The organism is Mycobacterium genavense ATCC 51234 (genome assembly GCF_000526915.1).
Classification (GTDB): Bacteria; Actinomycetota; Actinomycetes; order Mycobacteriales; family Mycobacteriaceae; genus Mycobacterium; species Mycobacterium genavense.
In genome coordinates this window covers 753770-769545 of record NZ_JAGZ01000001.1, presented here as the reverse complement: position 1 = coordinate 769545, position 15776 = coordinate 753770, and the positions used below count along the sequence as shown (strand labels likewise).

Genomic DNA, 15776 nt, shown 5'->3' with positions numbered 1-15776 from the left:
GCGCGGCAACCTCGACTTACAGTTCCACCCCGAGCAGCGCATCGACCACAGCGGCCACCAACTTTGGCGCGTCCTCGTCGTGTCCACCGTACTCGAGTGCGTCGGTGGTCCAACCATCAAGTGCCGCAATAGCTTTGGGTGTGTCGAGATCGTCGGCCAGATACTTGCGGACCCGCGTGACGACATCGGTGGCATCCGGGCCGGCGGGCAGCGTCGTCGCGGTGCGCCAGCGCTGCAGCCGGGTGGCCGAGTCGTCGAGCAGCTGCTGGCTCCACGACCGGTCCGCGCGGTAGTGCCCGGCCAGCAGGCCGAGCCGAATCGCCGACGGCTCAACACCTTGCGTGCGCAGCGCCGACACCAGGACCAGGTTGCCCCGACTTTTCGACATCTTGTGCCCGTCCCAGCCGATCATCCCGGCGTGCACATAATGGCGGGCGAATCGCCTTTCGCCCCTTACACATTCGGCGTGCGCGGCGGTGAACTCGTGGTGCGGGAACACCAGGTCGCGGCCACCGCCCTGAATGTCCAGGCCGCTGCGGATGCGGCTGAGCGCGATCGCCGCGCATTCGACATGCCAGCCGGGCCGGCCGGCGCCGAATGGTGAATCCCAGCTGGGCTCCCCGGGCCGTTCGGCGCGCCACAGCAGCGCGTCGAGTTGGTCGGTCTTGCCGGTGCGGTCCGGGTCGCCACCGCGCTCGGCGAACAGCCGCAGCATGGTCTCGCGGTCGTAGCCCGACTCGTAGCCGAACTGCGGTGTGGCGTCCGCGCGATAGTAGACGTCGGGGTATTCCCCGACTTCTGGGTCGACCACGTACGCCGCTCCGGACGCCAGCATCTTTTCGACGAGTTCCACGACCTCGGGAATGGCCTCGGTCGCCCCGACGTACTCGCGCGGCGGCAGCACCCGCAGCGCGGCCATGTCCTCGCGGAACAGCGCCACCTCGCGATCGCCGAGCTCACGCCAGTCGACACCGTCACGCGCGGCCCGCTCGAACAGCGGGTCGTCGACGTCGGTGACGTTCTGCACGTAGTGCACGGCGTGCCCCAGATCCAGCCACAGCCGGTGCACCAGGTCGAAGGCGAGATAGGTGGCCGCGTGCCCCAGATGCGTGGCGTCGTACGGCGTGATCCCGCAGACGTACATGCTCGCCGTCGACCCGGCCGCCACCGGGCGGACCTGGCGGTCGGAGGTGTCGTAGAGCCGTAGCTCGGGGCCGCGTCCGGGTAGCACCGGAACCTGTGCGGGAGACCACGACTGCATGCTGTCGACTTTAGGCCCGCCGACGATGCGGCCCGCGCAGCGGGCGGCTGAGAGAGACCCCGCAAACGGTATCCGCACGACACGATTTGTGGTTTGCTGTGCCGTACCGGGCAAATCCGATGAGCCCACTTTCCGAGGTGATGGCAATGACGCTGAATACGACGGATCGAATCGGCCGAGCCGAACCGAATGCGCGTCAGGAAGTGGTGGTCAGATGCCCGGCCACCGGCGACATCGTCGGCAGGGTCCCGGTGTCGGCCCCGGATGAGGTCAAGGCGGTGGCCGACCGGCTGCGGGCGGCCCAGCCGGCGTGGCAGCAAATCGGTGTCGCGGGCCGGGCGAAGTGGCTCGGCAAGTGGCGCGACTGGATGCTCGACCACCGCGACGAGGTGCTGACACCGCTGCAACTCGAGACCGGCAAGTCCTGGGGTGACACCGGAATCGAGATCGCTGCGGTACAAATCATCAACTACTGGATCGACAAGGCCGCTGAATTCCTGGCCGACGAGTCGGTCCGCCCGTACGGCGCCGCCAACGCGGCCAAGAAGCTGACCATCGTGTACGAGCCCTATCAACTCGTCGGGGTCATCACGCCGTGGAACGGTCCGCTGTCGGTGCCGCTGCTCGACGTACCCGCGGCTTTGATGGCCGGCTGCGCCGTGCTGTCCAAACCCTCGGAGATCGCCCCACTCGGCTGGCAGGTGGCGGTCGACGGCTGGAAGCAGATCGGTGCGCCCGACGTGCCGGACACGGTGCACGGATTCGGCGAAACGGGCTCGGCCCTAGTCGATGTCGTGGACTACGTGATGTTCACCGGCTCGACCAATACCGGACGACGGATCGCCGTCGCGGCCGCCGAACGGTTGATTCCCTGCAGCCTGGAGCTCGGCGGCAAGGACGCGATGATCGTGTGCGCCGATGCCGACATCGACCGGGCCGTCGACGCCGCGGTGTGGGGCGGGTTCGTCTACAGCGGCCAAGTCTGCATCTCGGTCGAGCGGATCTATGTCGAGGAGCCGGTCTACGACGAGTTCGTGAACAAGTTGGTGGCCAAGACATCCGCGCTGCGCCAGGGCATGGACGCCGGGCATGACTACTCCTGCGAAGTCGGGTCCTTGACCACCGCACAGCAACTCCGCATCGTGTCCCGCCATGTCGACGACGCGGTTGCCAAGGGCGCGAAGGTACTCGTCGGCGGCAAGGCGCCCGATGCGTCCAGCGGGTTTTTCTATCCGCCGACGGTGCTGGTCGACGTCGACCACGACATGGATTGCATGCGTGAGGAAACCTTCGGCCTTACCCTGCCGGTGATGAAGGTGCGCGATGTCGCCGAGGCCATCGAGAAGGCCAACGACTCCGATCTAGGGCTGGCCGGCAGCGTGTGGACGCGCGACAAGGACAAGGCGAATACCATTGCGCGGCAACTGAATACCGGGACGGTCAACATCAACAACGTGATAACGGGCCTGCTGCAGTTCGGCGTGCCGATGCCCGGGTGGAAGGAGTCGGGGCTGGGTTCGCGCTCCGGCGGTGCCGACGGCATTCGCAAGTACTGCCGCCAGAAGAGCATCGTCGCCGAGCGCGTCGCGATGAAAAAGGAACTGCTCTGGTATCCCTACAGCCGCAAGAAGGGCAGCTTCACCGAAAAGGTGGTCAGGATGCTGTCGGCCAAAGACTGGCGGCGCCGCCTGGGTCGGTAGTCGGGTCAGCGCCACGCGTCGCGGATGGCGGCGAGCAGGATCGGGGCCACCTCCGCCCGACACATCACGAAGTCGGGCAGATACGGGTCCTCCTGGTTGTAGCGCATCGGTGAGCCGTCCAACCGCGACGCGTGCATGCCCGCGGCCATCACCACCCCGGCCGGTGCCGCCGAATCCCATTCCCATTGACCGCCGGCGTGCAGGTAGGCGTCGACGTCGCCGTCGATGATGGCCATCGCCTTGGCACCCGCCGAGCCGATCGCCACCGGCTGGATCGCCAGCGACTGCCGCATCCGATGCAGCACGGCCGGCGGCCGGGTGGCGCTGACCCCGATGCGCAGCGTGTGCGGGATCCCGACGCGTGCCCGGCTGTCGGTTACGGTGTCACTGCGATACACAATTGTTGTCCCGCGCGCGCAAAGCGACTGCCGCATCGGTGATTTCGCGTCGGCCGTCGGTGGGACGCTGCCACAGCGCGATGTGCACGGCCCAGTCGTCGCGGCCGGGGGTGGAGAACTCGCGGGTGCCGTCCACCGGGTCGATGATCCACACTCGGTCGTGGTTGAGCCGCTTGAGATCGTCGTAGGCTTCCTCGCTGAGCACCGCATCATTGGGACGCTCGGCTCGCAGCCGCCGCAGGATCAGCTCGTTGGCCAGGCTGTCGCCCACGTCGCCGAGCATCCAGGGATGATTGAAGCCGACCTCCTCGCGCACTTTGAGCAGCACCTCGCCCGCGTCGGCGGCGAGATCGGCGGCCAATTCGGCGTCAGTCATCTCCTCGGCAGCCGGGCTCACCGATCCAGTATCGCCGACGGCGTCGCGGGGTCCTAAAAGGCGGGCCAGGGAATGGGCCGGTGCCGATTGGGGACGGGCATCACCGGGTTGTCCAGCAGCGCGTGCGTCCGCATGCCCAGCGCCGCGATCTCGGTGCGGGTGATCTGTTCGGCCAGCGCGTCGCCCAACTCGTCGCCCAGCGCATCGGCCAAGCCGGCGACGGCCGTCAGCGTCTGATCGTCGATCGGCTTGCCGGCCCAGCCCCACAGCACCGTGCGCAGCTTGTTCTCGACGTGCAGGCACACCCCGTGGTCGACGCCGTAGATGTTGCCCTGAAGGTCGCGCAGCACGTGGCCGCCCTTGCGGTCGGCGTTGTTGACCAGCACGTCGAACACCGCCATCCGCCACAACCGAATGTCGTCGGCGTGCATCAGGATGACCTCGTCGCCGCGGTAATCCTGGGCCCACAGCACCGGCAGATAACCCGGCTGCTGCCGGCCGGCGGGAAACAGGTCCACCAGGTCCGGTCCCGGCCGCGGATCGCTGTCCACCTCGTCCCCGGGCTGCTTCACCCACAGCTGCAACATGCCCGGGCCCGCCGGGCCGTGCCGAATGATGGTGTAGGGCACCAGGTTCCAGCCCAATTGCGTCGACACCAGATACGCGGCGCGTTCGCGGCCGGCCAGGGTCCCGTCGGGGAAGTCCCACAGCGGCTGTTCACCGGAGATCGGCTTGTAGACGCAGTGCACGCTGGACTCGCCGAGCGTGGCCTCGCACAGGAACGTGGCGTTGCTGGCCGAGCGGATCCGTCCGAGAACCGTCAGTTCGCCGTCCCGCAAGACCTCGCAATCGTCACTCCTCGGGTTCATCGTTAGACCCGAGCAGCGCACCGCGCTTGTAACCGTTGGCGCGCGCGCAGATGTGGCCGTCGGGGTCCAGCGGTTCGTCGCACAGCGGGCAGGGCGGACGTCCCGCCGCGATCACGCGATTGGACCGGGTGGCGAACTGCCGCGCCGACTCCGGGGTCAAGAACACCCGCACCGCGTCCGGGCCCTCGTCGGTGTCGTCGAGCACCACCGAGGCGTCGAACTCGGCGTCGGTGACGGCCAACAGTTCGACCACGACGGTTTGGGCTTCCGAGTCCCAGCCCAGGCCCATGGTTCCGACCCGGAACTCCGCGTCGACCGGCGTGATGAGCGGGTTGAGGTCGTCGACCTCGGCCGGCTCCGGCGGGACGGGTGTGCCGAACCGCCGATTCACCTCAAGCAGCAGCGCCCCGATGCGCTCGGCGAGCACCGCGACCTGTTGCTTCTCCAGCACCACCGACACCACCCGGGAATCGCCCACCGCCTGGATATAGAAGGTGCGATTTCCGGGCTGACCGACGGTCCCGGCCACGAAGCGGTCGGGTGTGCGGAATACATGGATTGCGCGAGCCATGGCACCTCCAAAATACCGGCTGTTGCCGCCGCAAGGCGATTCGATGCGGTTGGCGCAACCGAGTTAGTCAGTGGCTCCCCCGACGACCGCGTCGCTCGCCTGCTCTGCGTCGGCCAGTTCTTGTTGCGGCTCTTCTGATTTGTCGCTTTCGGCGTCCGTCTTGGGTGGCGGCCCGGCCCGCAGCGCCGCGGCCAGCCGCCCCCCGGTGTGGTTGACGTGTAGCACGAACGGCCGCAGCGGGGTGTAGCGGATGACGCTCACCGACGCCGGGTCGGCGGTGACCCGCTGGAAACCGTCCAGATGCATGCCGTAGGCGTCGGCGATCAGCGACTTGATGACATCACCGTGCGTGCAAGCCACCCAGAGCGCGTCACCGCCGTGCTCCTCGGCCAGCCGCCGGTCGTGTTCGCGCACCGCGGCCACCGCCCGCGCCTGCACGTGCGCCAGCCCCTCACCGCCGGGAAACACCGCCGCGCTGGGATGCGCCTGCACCACCCGCCACAGCGGCTCCTTGCCCAGCTCGCCGATCTTGCGGCCGGTCCACTCGCCGTAGTCCACTTCGGCGATCCGGTCTTCGACGAGCGGCTCCAGGCACAGCGCCTCGGCCAGCGGGGCGACCGTGTTCCGGCAGCGCAGCAGCGGCGAGGTGATGACCGCGCGGATCGGCAGGTCGCCGATGCGGTCGATCAGTCCCGCGGCCTGCTCGCGGCCCTTGTCGTCGAGGTCGACGCCCTCGGAACGGCCGGCCAGCACGCCCGCGGTGTTCGACGTCGAACGGCCGTGGCGCAACAGGATCACAGTCACGTCGCGGCCACCGTCCCATTCGCCAGCAGGAGCAGCACGACGGCCCCGGCCACCACCCGGTAGCCCACGAACCAGTACATGCTGTGTTGCACAAAAAAGCGCAGGAACCAGGCTACTGCGCTGAGTCCGATGACGAACGCGATGAGGGTGGCCACCAGCAGCTGCGGGCCGGTGGCACTCGTGCCCGAGGTGACCGGATGAAAGGCGTCCGGCAACGAGAACAGCCCCGACGCGAACACGCCGGGGATGGCGAGCAGGAAGCCGAATCGGGCGGCCAGCTGCCGGTCGAGCCCCAGGAACAGCCCGGCGCCGATCGTGGCCCCCGACCGCGACACCCCCGGAATCAGTGCCAGGCACTGCGCGGCGCCGACCAGCTGCGCGTCGCGCCAGTTCAGCTGCTCGATGTGACGGCTCTGGCGGCCCAGGCATTCGGCCAGCGCGATGACGGCCGAAAACACCACCAGCGCCGTCGCGACCACCCACCGGTCGCGCACGCCGGAACGGATCTCGTCCTTGAACAACAAGCCCAGCACGCAGATCGGGATGCTGCCGATGATGACGTACCAGCCCATCCGGTAGGCGAGGTCCCGGCGCGCCTCGGCGACCAGGCCGCGGAACCACGCCGTGAGAATGCGCCAGATGTCGCGCGCGAAGTAGACCAGCACGGCGACCTCGGTGCCCAGCTGGCTGACCGCGGTGAACGAAGCCCCGGCGTCACCGGCGAAGAAGACTCGCGACACGATGGCCAGGTGCCCGGACGACGACTGGCAGGAATTCGGTCAGCCCTTGCACCACCGACAGCACGACGACCTGCCACCACGACATCGCCGGCACCGCTGTCACGACGACGACCGTACCGAACGCTGGTCGTGGCTTATGGAGGCGATCAGCGCGAGACGGGGACCGCTGCGGCCACCGCGTCACGCACCGCCGCGATCAGACTGCGCTCGTCGGTGACATCGATGTCGACCAGACCCCGCACCGCCGTCGCGACCACATCCTCGGCCTGCGGAACGGGCCCGTTCAGGTACGGCCGGTAAACTTCGACGACGAGTGAGCGATGCTCGATGCGAAACGAAAAGCTGCGCCCATCACCAACTTGCCCGTATCCGCTCGCAAAGATTCCTGTCGAAATGTCTTCGACAGCAAACTCTTTGTCTGCGGTATGCCGGTCAGCGATGACGGTCATAACCCGACCATACCTCTCCAGTACGGCCGTATGTGGGCGACATGGCCCTATTGGATGCGCAACCGTTCCTTAGAATTTGTATTCCACGTCCGCAGAATTTGTATTCCACGTCCGCCGATTCAAGGTTGGTTGTTGCTATCACATCGCGAGACTAAAGAACGAGCAGTTCAACGACGTTTCGTTGGCCTGATAACTTTGCTGACTTTGGTCGGTGGTTGTTCATCGAATCCACTCGACAGCGCCCCGCCGACCATCGAAGCGGCCCGTCCGGCCCAGTCGCCGCCGACGTCGCAGCATCCCGCCGGCGCGGTGCGGCCGCTGGCCGCCGTCGGGGCAGCGACGGTGTTTGACGACGCCACTCACCAGCTGGCGGTGTTGACCCCCGGCGCCTCTTTGGACGCGTCCGCCAGCGTCGCGGTGCTCGGGCCGGGCCAGCTCGCGGCTCGGATGGTCGGACTGCCCGGGCCGGCGACCGCGATCACCGGAGACGGCCACGGCACGGCCTACCTGGCCGCCCGCGGCGGTTATTTCGCCGTCGATCTGGCCGCCGGCCACGCCACGCGGGCGAACGTCGCCGATGCGGCGAGCGTGGAGTTCACCGCGATCGCGCGCCGGGCCGACGGCAAACTGGTGCTGGGCAGCGCCGACGGCGCGGTGTACATCCTGGCGTCCGGCGGCGCGGCCGTCGAGAACCGGAAGAAGATCTTCGCTCGGGTTGATTGGCTTGTCACACAGGGGAATACGACCGTGGTCCTGGATCGCGGGCAGACCTCGGTGACGACGATCGGCGCCGATGGCCGTGTCGCGCAGTCGCTGCGGGCCGGCGCGGGCGCGACCACGATGGCCGCCGACCCGGTGGGCCGCGTCCTGGTGGCCGACACACGTGGCGACGAGCTGCTGGTGTACGGCGTCGACCCGCTGATCCTGCGGCAGGCCTACCCGGTGCGGCAGACCCCCTACGGATTGGCCGGTTCGCGCGACTTGGCCTGGGTGTCTCAAACCGCATCGAATATGGTTATTGGTTACGATTTGTCAACCGGAATTCCCGTCGAAAAGGTGCGTTACCCAACCGTGCAGCAACCCAACTCGCTGGCCTTTGACGAGGCCTCGGACACCTTATACGTGGTATCGGGGTCCGGCGCGGGGGTCCAGGTCATCGAGCACGCGGCGGGACCGCGTTGACGGCGCCGCGGTGGAGTCGGCTACCGGCCGGCTGGGTCTCGGACATGTCCGACGACTACGAGTGGGTGCCGCTGTGCCTGCCGCCGGACGTGACCCGGCTGAGCGCGTCCACCCGGCTGTCCATCGAGGCCGAATACCGGGGCTGGGAGCTGACCAGAGTGCGGCTGTATAACGACGGCAGTAGACGAGTGTTGTTGCGCCGCAAGAAATCTCGACTCAGCGACCGACGGCCTGATCAGGCGGAACTGTGACGGCGGGCGGCGGCGTGTACGGTCTGCTGCGCCGGCTGTTCTTCCTGATCCCGCCCGAACGCATTCACACCCTGGTTTTCGCCGCTCTGCGTGCCGCGACCGCGGTCGGGCTGCCGCGTCGGCTGTTGCACCGGTTGCTGGGCCCGGCCGACCCGGTGTTGGCCAGCACGGTCTTCGGGGTGCGCTTCCCCGCGCCGCTGGGGTTGGCCGCCGGGTTCGACAAGGACGGCTTGGGGCTGCGCACCTGGGGCGCCCTGGGTTTCGGTTACGCCGAGGTCGGGACCGTCACCGCCCATCCGCAGCCCGGCAACCCGGCTCCGCGCCTGTTCCGGCTGCCCGAGGATCGAGCGTTGCTGAACAGGATGGGGTTCAACAACCACGGCGCCGGGGAGCTGGCGACCCGCCTGGCGCGTCATCGGCCGGACGTGCCGATCGGGGTGAACATCGGCAAGTCGAAGGCCACCCCGGCCGCCGACGCCGTCGCGGATTACCGGGCCAGCGCCCGGCTGGTCGGCCCGCTGGCGTCGTATCTGGTGGTCAATGTCAGCTCGCCGAACACCCCGGGCCTGCGTGATCTGCAGGCGGTCGAGTCGCTGCGCCCCATCCTGTCGGCGGTCCTCGCCGAGACGTCGGTGCCGGTGCTGGTCAAGATCGCACCGGACGTCTCCGATGCCGACGTCGACGACATCGCGGACCTGGCCGTCGAGCTGGGGCTGGCCGGCATCGTCGCGACCAACACCACGGTGTCGCGCGACGGCCTGCGCACACCGGGGGTCGACGAGCTGGGACCCGGCGGCATCTCCGGGCCGCCGGTGGCACATCGCGCCGTCGAGGTGCTGCGCCGGCTGTATAGCCGGGTCGGCGATCGGCTGGTGTTGATCAGCGTCGGGGGCATCGAGACCGCCGACGACGCGTGGGAGCGGATCACCGCCGGCGCATCGCTGCTGCAAGGCTACACCGGCTTCGTCAATTCAGGCGGCTTGTGGCCCAAGCACATTCACGACGGCATCGCGCGACGGCTACACGACGGCGGGTTCGCCTCGCTGAGCGATGCGGTCGGGTCGGCCGCGCGCCGGGGGCGGCCGGCGGACTAGGCCGCGCCGCCATCTGCGTCTGCCTCGTCATCTCGTCGTCGCCGTCGCACGACAGCTTCTCGGGTGATGGAAGACGCTGGGCGGCAAGCCTTTTCGCTTGCGACCAGCCGTTGCGACGGGACGTTTGATTACACATCGGCCAGATATGCGGCGACGAAGTCCGCGGTGTGCCGGTGCCATTCACCCGCGCGCCGCAACATGGCATGGCCCTCGCCCTCGATGCCCACCCACTGGGCGTCGACCCCGCGCTGGCGCGCTCGCAGCGTCTGGACGCGCGAGGCGTGCGGATCGGTGCGGGTGTCGGCGGTGCCATGCACGACCAGCAGCCGGGTCGACGGCGGAATGAGATCACCGTCGTCGCGGGGCCAGTACGGCGCGAGTGCGACGACGACGCCGACCTGCCCACCGGCGGCCAACCGCGTCGCGACACGACCGCCCATCGAATGTCCAACCACCACAATGCTTTTCGGCTCGAACCGGCGACGGACATCATCCAGCACCGCGCGGGCGTCGGCGACCGCGTCGTAACGTGGACTGTTCCATCCGCGCAGCCGATACCGGACCAGTCGCACCTCGACGCCGCGGCCCAGCCGGTACCGCAGGGCGGCGGCGACCAACGTCATCCGGACGTTGGCGCCCTGCCACCACCGCGACGCCTCGTCGCTGCGCACGCGCCCGCCCGGCAGGACGAGCACACACGCGCGAGGTTTCACCTAGTTCTGTTCGTAGGTGCCGTAAATGTAGGCCCGCGCGATCGCGTGCTGGAACAGGTTGCAGCCGAGAAACGCCGGGCTGGCGTCCTCGCTGAGGTCGAGCTTGTCGACGTCGACGGCGTGCACCGCGACGTAGTAGCGATGGGGGCCGTGCCCGGGCGGCGGCGCGGCACCGATGAAGCGCCGCATACCGGCATCGTTGACCAGTTGCTGTGCGCCGCCGGGCAGCTCGCGCCCGTCGCCCGCATCCGCGGGCAGCTCGGTGACGTCGGCGGGCAGGTTGGCCACGGCCCAGTGCCAGAAGCCGGACAGTGTCGGGGCGTCGGGGTCATAGACGGTGACCGCGAAGCTGCGCGTCTCGGCGGGGAATCCCGACCAGCTCAGCTGCGGGCTGACGTCTTCTCCCCCGGCGCCCATGATCCCGCTTACCTGCGCTTTGGCCAGTGGCTGACCGTCGGTGATCGAGGTCGAGGTCAGGGTGAACGACGGCAGTTTGGGTAGCGCGTCGTACGGGTCGGCCGTCTTGCTCATTGAGAGTCCTCTCGTTTGGCGTTGATTTCTAGCAGTGGGTCAGGAAGTGGGCCAGCACGTCGGCGCCGAACCGCAGCGCATCGACGGGTACCCGCTCGTCGACGCCGTGGAACAGCGACGCGAAATCCAATTCCGGTGGCAACCGCAGCGGCGAGAAGCCGAAGCAGCGAATTCCCACGCGCGCGAACGCTTTCGCATCGGTACCACCGGAGAGCATATAGGGCACCGTGCGTCCGGCCGGGTCGACGGCCAGCACCGCGGCGTTCATGGCGTCGACGAGGTCGCCGTCGAAGGTGGTCTCGTAGGACGGCAAGTCCCGGATCCACTCCCGGGTGACGTCCGGGCCGAGCAACTCGTCGATCTCGGCTTCGAAGGCGGCCTGGCGGCCGGGCAGCACGCGGCAGTCGATCACGGCTTCTGCCGTCCCGGGTATCACGTTGGCCTTGTAGCCGGCCTTCAGCATGGTCGGGTTGGCGGTGTCGCGCACGATCGTCTTCAGCATCCGCGCCATCGGGCCGAGCTTGTCGATCACGCCCTCCAGATCGTCGGAGTCGGTGTCGAAGGTCAGGCCGGTCTCGTCGCTGATGGCGCCCAGGAACTCGACGACGGTGTCGGTGAGCACCAGCGGAAATTGGTGCCGGCCGATGCGGGCGACCGCCTCGGCGAGCAGCGTGACCGCGTTGCGATCGTTGGCCATCGAGCCGTGCCCCGCCTGCCCCCGGGCGGTCAGCTTCATCCACTGCATGCCCTTCTCGGCCGTCTCGATCAGGTACAGCCGGCGTTCGCCCCCGTCGTGGCGCGGCACGGTCAGCGAGAAACCGCCCACTTCGCCGATCGCCTCGGTGACGCCTTCGAACAGGTCCGGGCGGTTGTCGACCAGCCAGTGTGCGCCGTACCGGCCGCCGTGCTCCTCGTCGGCCACGAACGCGAACACCAGATCGCGTGGCGGCACGATGCCCGCCTGTTTCAGCTGGCGGGCGACGACGATCATCATGCCGACCATGTCTTTCATGTCGACCGCGCCGCGGCCCCAGACATAGCCGTCCTCGACGGCGCCGGAAAACGGGTGCACGCTCCAGTCGGCGGGTTCGGCCGGCACGACGTCGAGGTGGCCGTGGATCAGCAGGGCGCCGCGCGAGCTGTCGGCGCCCTTTAGGCGGACGAACACGTTGGCCCGCCCGGCACCGCCGGACTCGAGATATTCGGGCTGGTAGCCGACGGCGGCCAGCTGCTCGGCGACCCAGTTGGCGCATTCGGCCTCGCCCTGGGTGGTCTCTGGATCACCAGTGTTGGTGGTATCGAACCGGATCAGCCTGCTGACAACTTCGACCACATCGTCACTCGGATGGTTGGGAGCGCCGGTCTCAACTGTCACAACCACCTTTCCTACCACTGCCCGGGTTGCCCGGCTCGGGCAGCGCAGGCACGGAGGTCGCGCTGTCGGCGAGCTAAGTTGGGTCCGCGCGGGCCGATCCGCTAGCCTTAGCTGCCAACTCTCGTTGGTCTGGTCCGAGTGGCGGAATGGCAGACGCGCTAGCTTGAGGTGCTAGTGCCCTACTAATGGGCGTGGGGGTTCAAGTCCCCCCTCGGACACGCGTGTGATGAGTCGCGTCATGGGTGACAGATGAGTCGCGTCATGGGTTACAGATTCCCCGGCCATGGGTCGGGGTTTTTGTTTTGGTTGCGCCAGTGAACTACCCCAGGTTTTGTTCCGATCCTTATATGGAGGATTGGACGCTATGCCTCGTCAGTATTCGCTAGAGTTTCGCCAGCGCGCGGTGCGGTTGGTGGACACCATGATGGAAACCGCCGATGTTTCTGAGTTCGAAGCCATCAAGTCGGTGGCTAGCAAACTCGGTGTCGCGCAGGAGTCGGTGCGCCGGTGGCGGCGCAAGGCCCAAGTCGATGCCGGTGAGCGGCCCGGCACGACCAGCTCCGAGCATGCCGAGATCCGCTGGCTCAAGCGCGAGAATCTTGAATTGCGCAGGGCTAACGAGATTTTGAAGTCCGCCTCCGCGTTTTTCGCTGCGGAGCTCGACCGCGCCGCGACGAAATGATCGCCTACATCGACACCCACCGCGATCAGTTCGGGGTCGAGCTCATCTGCCGCGTGCTGCGGGCGCTATTTCGGGATTTCTCACCTCCCGCGGTTATCGGGCCGCGCGCACGCGGCCACCGTCGGACCGTGAGATCCGCGATGAGCAGCTGATCGCCGACCTGCGCACGTGCACGAGCAGAATTACTCGGTCTACGGGGTCAAAAAGATGCACCAGGCCATGAAACGGCGGGGCTGGAACATGGGTCGCGAGCAGACCCGCCGGCTGATGAAAAAGGCCGGGCTGCGTGGTCTGCAGCGCGGAAAACCGGTGTTCACCACGATCACCGACCCCGCCGCTACCCGGCCGGCTGATCTGGTCAACCGCCAGTTCAAGGCCTCGATACCGAACCGTTTGTGGGTGGCCGACATCACCTTCGTGCGGACCTGGCAGGGATTCTGCTACACCGCGTTCGTCACCGATGCGTGCACCAAAAAGATCGTCGGGTGGGCGGTCGCGGCGACCATGCGCACCGAGGATCTCCCATTGCAGGCCTTCAATCATGCCGTGTGGCAGTCGAACTCGACTCTATCTGAGTTAGTGCATCACTCCGACCGCGGATCGCAGTACCTATCGCTGGCCTATACCGACCGACTGGCCGAACTCGGGATCGCCCCCTTGGTCGGCTCACGTGGGGATAGTTACGACAACGCCCTCGCCGAGGCAGTCAACGCCGCCTACAAGACCGAGTTAATCAACCGCGGCAAACCGTGGCGGTGCATCGACGACGTCGAACTCTCGACCGCTGAATGGGTGGCCTGGTACAACCAGGAACGCCTGCACGAAGCCCTCGGCTACCAAACCCCAGCCGAGTACGAGGCCGCCCTCACCGGCACCTCACACCCCGCGAGCCAGCCAACCCCGGCCCTCGCAACCGAGTAGGAACAAAACCTGGGGTACTTCACCAGCAGTTTTTGTCGGGGTCGATGTGGTGGCTGCTCAGGACGTGGTAGCCGGTTTTGCTGATGACGGTGACGGTGTGGGTGGTCACCAGGATCAGGACTGGGGTATGGGCGTGGGTGCGGCCGATGCCGAGGTGGTGTAGGCGGCTGGCGTGGCGCAGGGTGAGTTTGCCGCATTGGTCGACGGTGTCGTGGCGGATGCGAAATTGCGGTTGGGGTTGGCCGGTGGGGTGGCTTTGGGTCGGGCCAGGTAGGCCTGTTCGGGGGTGAGTCTGGCGGGGTGGGCGCGGTGTCGCACCTATTACGCGACTCATCCGATATCGGCACAGCTGTCACCCATGACGCGACTCATGTGTCACCTATGGCGCGGACTCACCCCTCGGGCATCGACGGGTGCGTGTAGCTGCGCTACGTGACGATATCGGTGCTGCGTTGCACGAGTATCTCGCCGGCACAGTCGGCGACGTCGTCGGCGGCGCGGCTCAGCACACGCGGACCGCAATCGTGGATGCGGTCGACGGTAATCGCTTGTCCGTCAACGAGAATCGGCCGGCCGGCCGACACCGTCACGCAATAACAAGGCGACCACCCCGCGGCAGCGGTCGGCGGGCCGTGTCCGCGTGATGGTACTCGAAGCCGAGCACCATCGATTTCGCAGGGACACAACCGCAGGGACACAACCAATGTATTGGCGGAGTGCGATGCTCGCCTGCCAATCCCTTTGATACGTAAGATATTCGATCAACGTGAGCGGGGCGCGTAAGCTTGGCCACTAACGATGAATCCACGCAACGGCTTTCTCCGCCGCACGGCGCCGCGATCCTCACGAAGCTTCGTGGACCGCCACGAAGCCGGTCGCGCGCTGGCCGAGCAGCTGACGGCTTACCGCGACAAGGACAACGTGCTGGTGCTCGGGCTGGCGCGCGGCGGCCTTCCGGTCGCCTGGGAGATCGCCTCGGCGCTGCACGCCCCGCTGGATGTGTTCCTGGTTCGCAAGCTCGGGGTGCCGCGCTGGTCGGAGCTCGCGATGGGCGCGCTGGCCAGCGGCGGCGGCGTGGTGATGAACGACAACGTGGTGTCCAGCCTGCACATCACCGACGAGCAGGTGCGTGAGGTCATCGACAACGAGACGGCCGAGCTGACGCGGCGCGAGCAGGCGTATCGAGGGGGTCGTCCGATCGCCGATCCGGCGGGCAAGATCGTGATCCTGGTCGACGACGGCATCGCCACCGGCGCAAGCATGCTGGCCGCCGTCCGGGCGATCCGGGCAGCCGGGCCGCAGTCGATCGTCGTCGCGGTGCCGGTCGGACCGCAGTCGGTCTGCCAGGAACTCGCCCAGGTCGCCGACGACGTCGTGTGCGCGACGATGCCGCCGGGATTCGAAGCGGTGGGACAGGTCTACGGCGACTTTCACCAAGTCAGCGACGACGAAGTGCGTCAACTGCTGAACACGCCGACGCGCTGAAACTACTTGGCCGAGTCCTCGCCGCGGGGTTCGGCCGCGACCGTCTCGTCCTCGGCGGCCGGTGGTTGCGTGCTCTCGTCCGGAACTTCCTCCGAATAGTCGACCGTCTCGTCGGTGGCCGGCTGCTCAGCGTCGGCGTCCTCACTCGTGTCGCGGCGCTGCCGCTCCCGCAGCGCGTCGACGATCAGCAGCACGACACCCAGGACGCTGGCGCCGATGCACACCCAGGCGACCAGCTCGTTGCTCGTCACGACCGCGAACACCAGGGCCACCAGCCCGATCAGGGCCAGCACCAGCGCAATGATCAGCATCGGTCATCCTCCAGCCGAAGGTGGGACTTCCAGGTCGGGCCGAATAGGGCGTCCGGCCCGTGC

Annotated in this window: 15 protein-coding genes, 1 tRNA gene, 4 pseudogenes and 1 other annotated feature; of the genes and pseudogenes, 7 read left to right on the top strand and 13 right to left on the bottom strand. The window is 67.6% G+C overall.

The window, feature by feature from the left end; translation table 11 throughout:
• Positions 1–16: 16 nt before the first annotated feature.
• On the bottom strand, positions 17–1261 hold the full coding sequence (gene mshC, locus T428_RS0103795) for a cysteine--1-D-myo-inosityl 2-amino-2-deoxy-alpha-D-glucopyranoside ligase (protein WP_025735426.1): 1245 nt from the start codon (positions 1259–1261) through the stop codon (positions 17–19).
• A gap of 146 nt (positions 1262–1407) precedes the next feature.
• Between mshC and T428_RS0103790 the strand changes: the two genes are divergently transcribed.
• Positions 1408–2961: an aldehyde dehydrogenase family protein gene (locus tag T428_RS0103790; RefSeq protein ID WP_051465122.1), complete on the top strand. Its 1554-nt coding sequence runs from the start codon at positions 1408–1410 to the stop codon at positions 2959–2961.
• Between the two features lie 5 nt (positions 2962–2966).
• Here T428_RS0103790 and T428_RS25430 read toward each other — a convergent pair.
• From T428_RS25430 to T428_RS0103760, 6 genes and pseudogenes are all read right to left on the bottom strand, one after another.
• Positions 2967–3735 (bottom strand): annotated as a pseudogene (locus tag T428_RS25430) (3'(2'),5'-bisphosphate nucleotidase CysQ).
• A 53-nt stretch (positions 3736–3788) separates the two neighbouring features.
• On the bottom strand, positions 3789–4604 hold the full coding sequence (locus T428_RS0103780) for an SCO1664 family protein (protein ID WP_025735424.1): 816 nt from the start codon (positions 4602–4604) through the stop codon (positions 3789–3791).
• Positions 4588–5175, bottom strand: a complete 588-nt coding sequence (locus tag T428_RS0103775) for a DUF3090 domain-containing protein (RefSeq protein ID WP_025735423.1) — start codon at positions 5173–5175, stop codon at positions 4588–4590. The genes T428_RS0103780 and T428_RS0103775 overlap by 17 nt, the downstream gene beginning before the upstream one ends.
• A 63-nt stretch (positions 5176–5238) precedes the next feature.
• Entirely contained in the window at positions 5239–5979 is a 741-nt protein-coding gene (locus T428_RS0103770; RefSeq protein ID WP_025735422.1) for a histidine phosphatase family protein, read from the bottom strand.
• Positions 5976–6804 (bottom strand): annotated as a pseudogene (locus T428_RS25425) (undecaprenyl-diphosphate phosphatase). Before T428_RS25425 ends, T428_RS0103770 begins: the two are co-directional and overlap by 4 nt.
• 61 nt (positions 6805–6865) lie before the next feature.
• Positions 6866–7168 carry a hypothetical protein gene (locus T428_RS0103760; RefSeq protein WP_025735421.1) on the bottom strand — a complete coding sequence of 101 codons (303 nt, stop codon included), beginning with the start codon at positions 7166–7168 and terminating at the stop codon, positions 6866–6868.
• Between the two features lie 132 nt (positions 7169–7300).
• On the opposite strand from T428_RS0103760, the gene T428_RS0103755 reads away from it, so the two are divergent.
• Genes T428_RS0103755 through T428_RS0103745 form a run of 3 tightly spaced genes read left to right on the top strand, consistent with a single transcriptional unit; the run spans position 7301 to position 9695 of the window.
• Positions 7301–8350, top strand: coding sequence for a YncE family protein (locus tag T428_RS0103755; RefSeq protein ID WP_156942833.1), 1050 nt, complete (start codon positions 7301–7303; stop codon positions 8348–8350).
• The gene (locus tag T428_RS0103750) at positions 8347–8601 is read left to right on the top strand and encodes a DUF5703 family protein (RefSeq protein WP_025735419.1); all 255 of its coding nucleotides are present in this window, start codon (positions 8347–8349) and stop codon (positions 8599–8601) included. Before T428_RS0103755 ends, T428_RS0103750 begins: the two co-directional genes overlap by 4 nt.
• 14 nt (positions 8602–8615) lie before the next feature.
• The gene (locus tag T428_RS0103745; RefSeq protein WP_156942851.1) at positions 8616–9695 is read left to right on the top strand and encodes a quinone-dependent dihydroorotate dehydrogenase; all 1080 of its coding nucleotides are present in this window, start codon (positions 8616–8618) and stop codon (positions 9693–9695) included.
• A gap of 128 nt (positions 9696–9823) precedes the next feature.
• On the opposite strand, the gene T428_RS0103740 is transcribed toward T428_RS0103745, so the two are convergent.
• Genes T428_RS0103740 through T428_RS0103730 form a run of 3 tightly spaced genes read right to left on the bottom strand, consistent with a single transcriptional unit; the run spans position 9824 to position 12314 of the window.
• A complete protein-coding gene (locus T428_RS0103740; protein ID WP_036466875.1) occupies positions 9824–10408 on the bottom strand; it encodes an alpha/beta hydrolase in 585 nt (194 codons plus the stop codon).
• Positions 10409–10939, bottom strand: coding sequence for a YbhB/YbcL family Raf kinase inhibitor-like protein (locus T428_RS0103735; RefSeq protein ID WP_025735416.1), 531 nt, complete (start codon positions 10937–10939; stop codon positions 10409–10411).
• A 28-nt stretch (positions 10940–10967) separates the two neighbouring features.
• Positions 10968–12314, bottom strand: a complete 1347-nt coding sequence (locus T428_RS0103730; RefSeq protein ID WP_025735415.1) for a M20/M25/M40 family metallo-hydrolase — start codon at positions 12312–12314, stop codon at positions 10968–10970.
• Between the two features lie 132 nt (positions 12315–12446).
• On the opposite strand from T428_RS0103730, the gene T428_RS0103725 reads away from it, so the two are divergent.
• Both T428_RS0103725 and T428_RS31600 read left to right on the top strand, forming a co-directional pair.
• Positions 12447–12532: transfer RNA gene (locus T428_RS0103725), tRNA-Leu, on the top strand.
• A 146-nt stretch (positions 12533–12678) separates the two neighbouring features.
• Positions 12679–13917 (top strand): annotated as a pseudogene (locus T428_RS31600) (IS3 family transposase).
• Positions 12954–13069, top strand: a sequence feature (AL1L pseudoknot). (Overlaps the previous pseudogene by 116 nt.)
• Positions 13918–13936: 19 nt before the next feature.
• Here the strand turns inward: T428_RS31600 and T428_RS32560 are convergent.
• Together T428_RS32560 and T428_RS32555 are read right to left on the bottom strand one after the other, a co-directional pair.
• Positions 13937–14251, bottom strand: a complete 315-nt coding sequence (locus tag T428_RS32560) for a hypothetical protein (protein WP_211243886.1) — start codon at positions 14249–14251, stop codon at positions 13937–13939.
• 94 nt (positions 14252–14345) lie between these two features.
• Complete coding sequence (locus T428_RS32555; protein WP_156942832.1) at positions 14346–14507, bottom strand: hypothetical protein; 162 nt, start codon at positions 14505–14507, stop codon at positions 14346–14348.
• A 208-nt stretch (positions 14508–14715) separates the two neighbouring features.
• On the opposite strand from T428_RS32555, the pseudogene T428_RS0103700 reads away from it, so the two are divergent.
• Positions 14716–15402 (top strand): annotated as a pseudogene (locus T428_RS0103700) (phosphoribosyltransferase); the annotation flags it as partial.
• A 2-nt stretch (positions 15403–15404) separates the two neighbouring features.
• Here the strand turns inward: T428_RS0103700 and T428_RS0103695 are convergent.
• Positions 15405–15713, bottom strand: a complete 309-nt coding sequence (locus tag T428_RS0103695) for a membrane protein (protein ID WP_025735412.1) — start codon at positions 15711–15713, stop codon at positions 15405–15407.
• Positions 15714–15776: the final 63 nt, after the last annotated feature.

Coding starts and splice junctions, on each gene's coding strand:
- T428_RS32560 (WP_211243886.1), bottom strand. CDS start 14,251: ATGAGTCGCGTAATAGGTGCGACACCGCGCCCACCCCGCCAGACTCAC.
- T428_RS0103735 (WP_025735416.1), bottom strand. CDS start 10,939: ATGAGCAAGACGGCCGACCCGTACGACGCGCTACCCAAACTGCCGTCG.
- T428_RS0103775 (WP_025735423.1), bottom strand. CDS start 5,175: ATGGCTCGCGCAATCCATGTATTCCGCACACCCGACCGCTTCGTGGCC.
- T428_RS0103780 (WP_025735424.1), bottom strand. CDS start 4,604: ATGAACCCGAGGAGTGACGATTGCGAGGTCTTGCGGGACGGCGAACTG.
- mshC (WP_025735426.1), bottom strand. CDS start 1,261: ATGCAGTCGTGGTCTCCCGCACAGGTTCCGGTGCTACCCGGACGCGGC.
- T428_RS0103760 (WP_025735421.1), bottom strand. CDS start 7,168: ATGACCGTCATCGCTGACCGGCATACCGCAGACAAAGAGTTTGCTGTC.
- T428_RS0103790 (WP_051465122.1), top strand. CDS start 1,408: ATGACGCTGAATACGACGGATCGAATCGGCCGAGCCGAACCGAATGCG.
- T428_RS0103695 (WP_025735412.1), bottom strand. CDS start 15,713: ATGCTGATCATTGCGCTGGTGCTGGCCCTGATCGGGCTGGTGGCCCTG.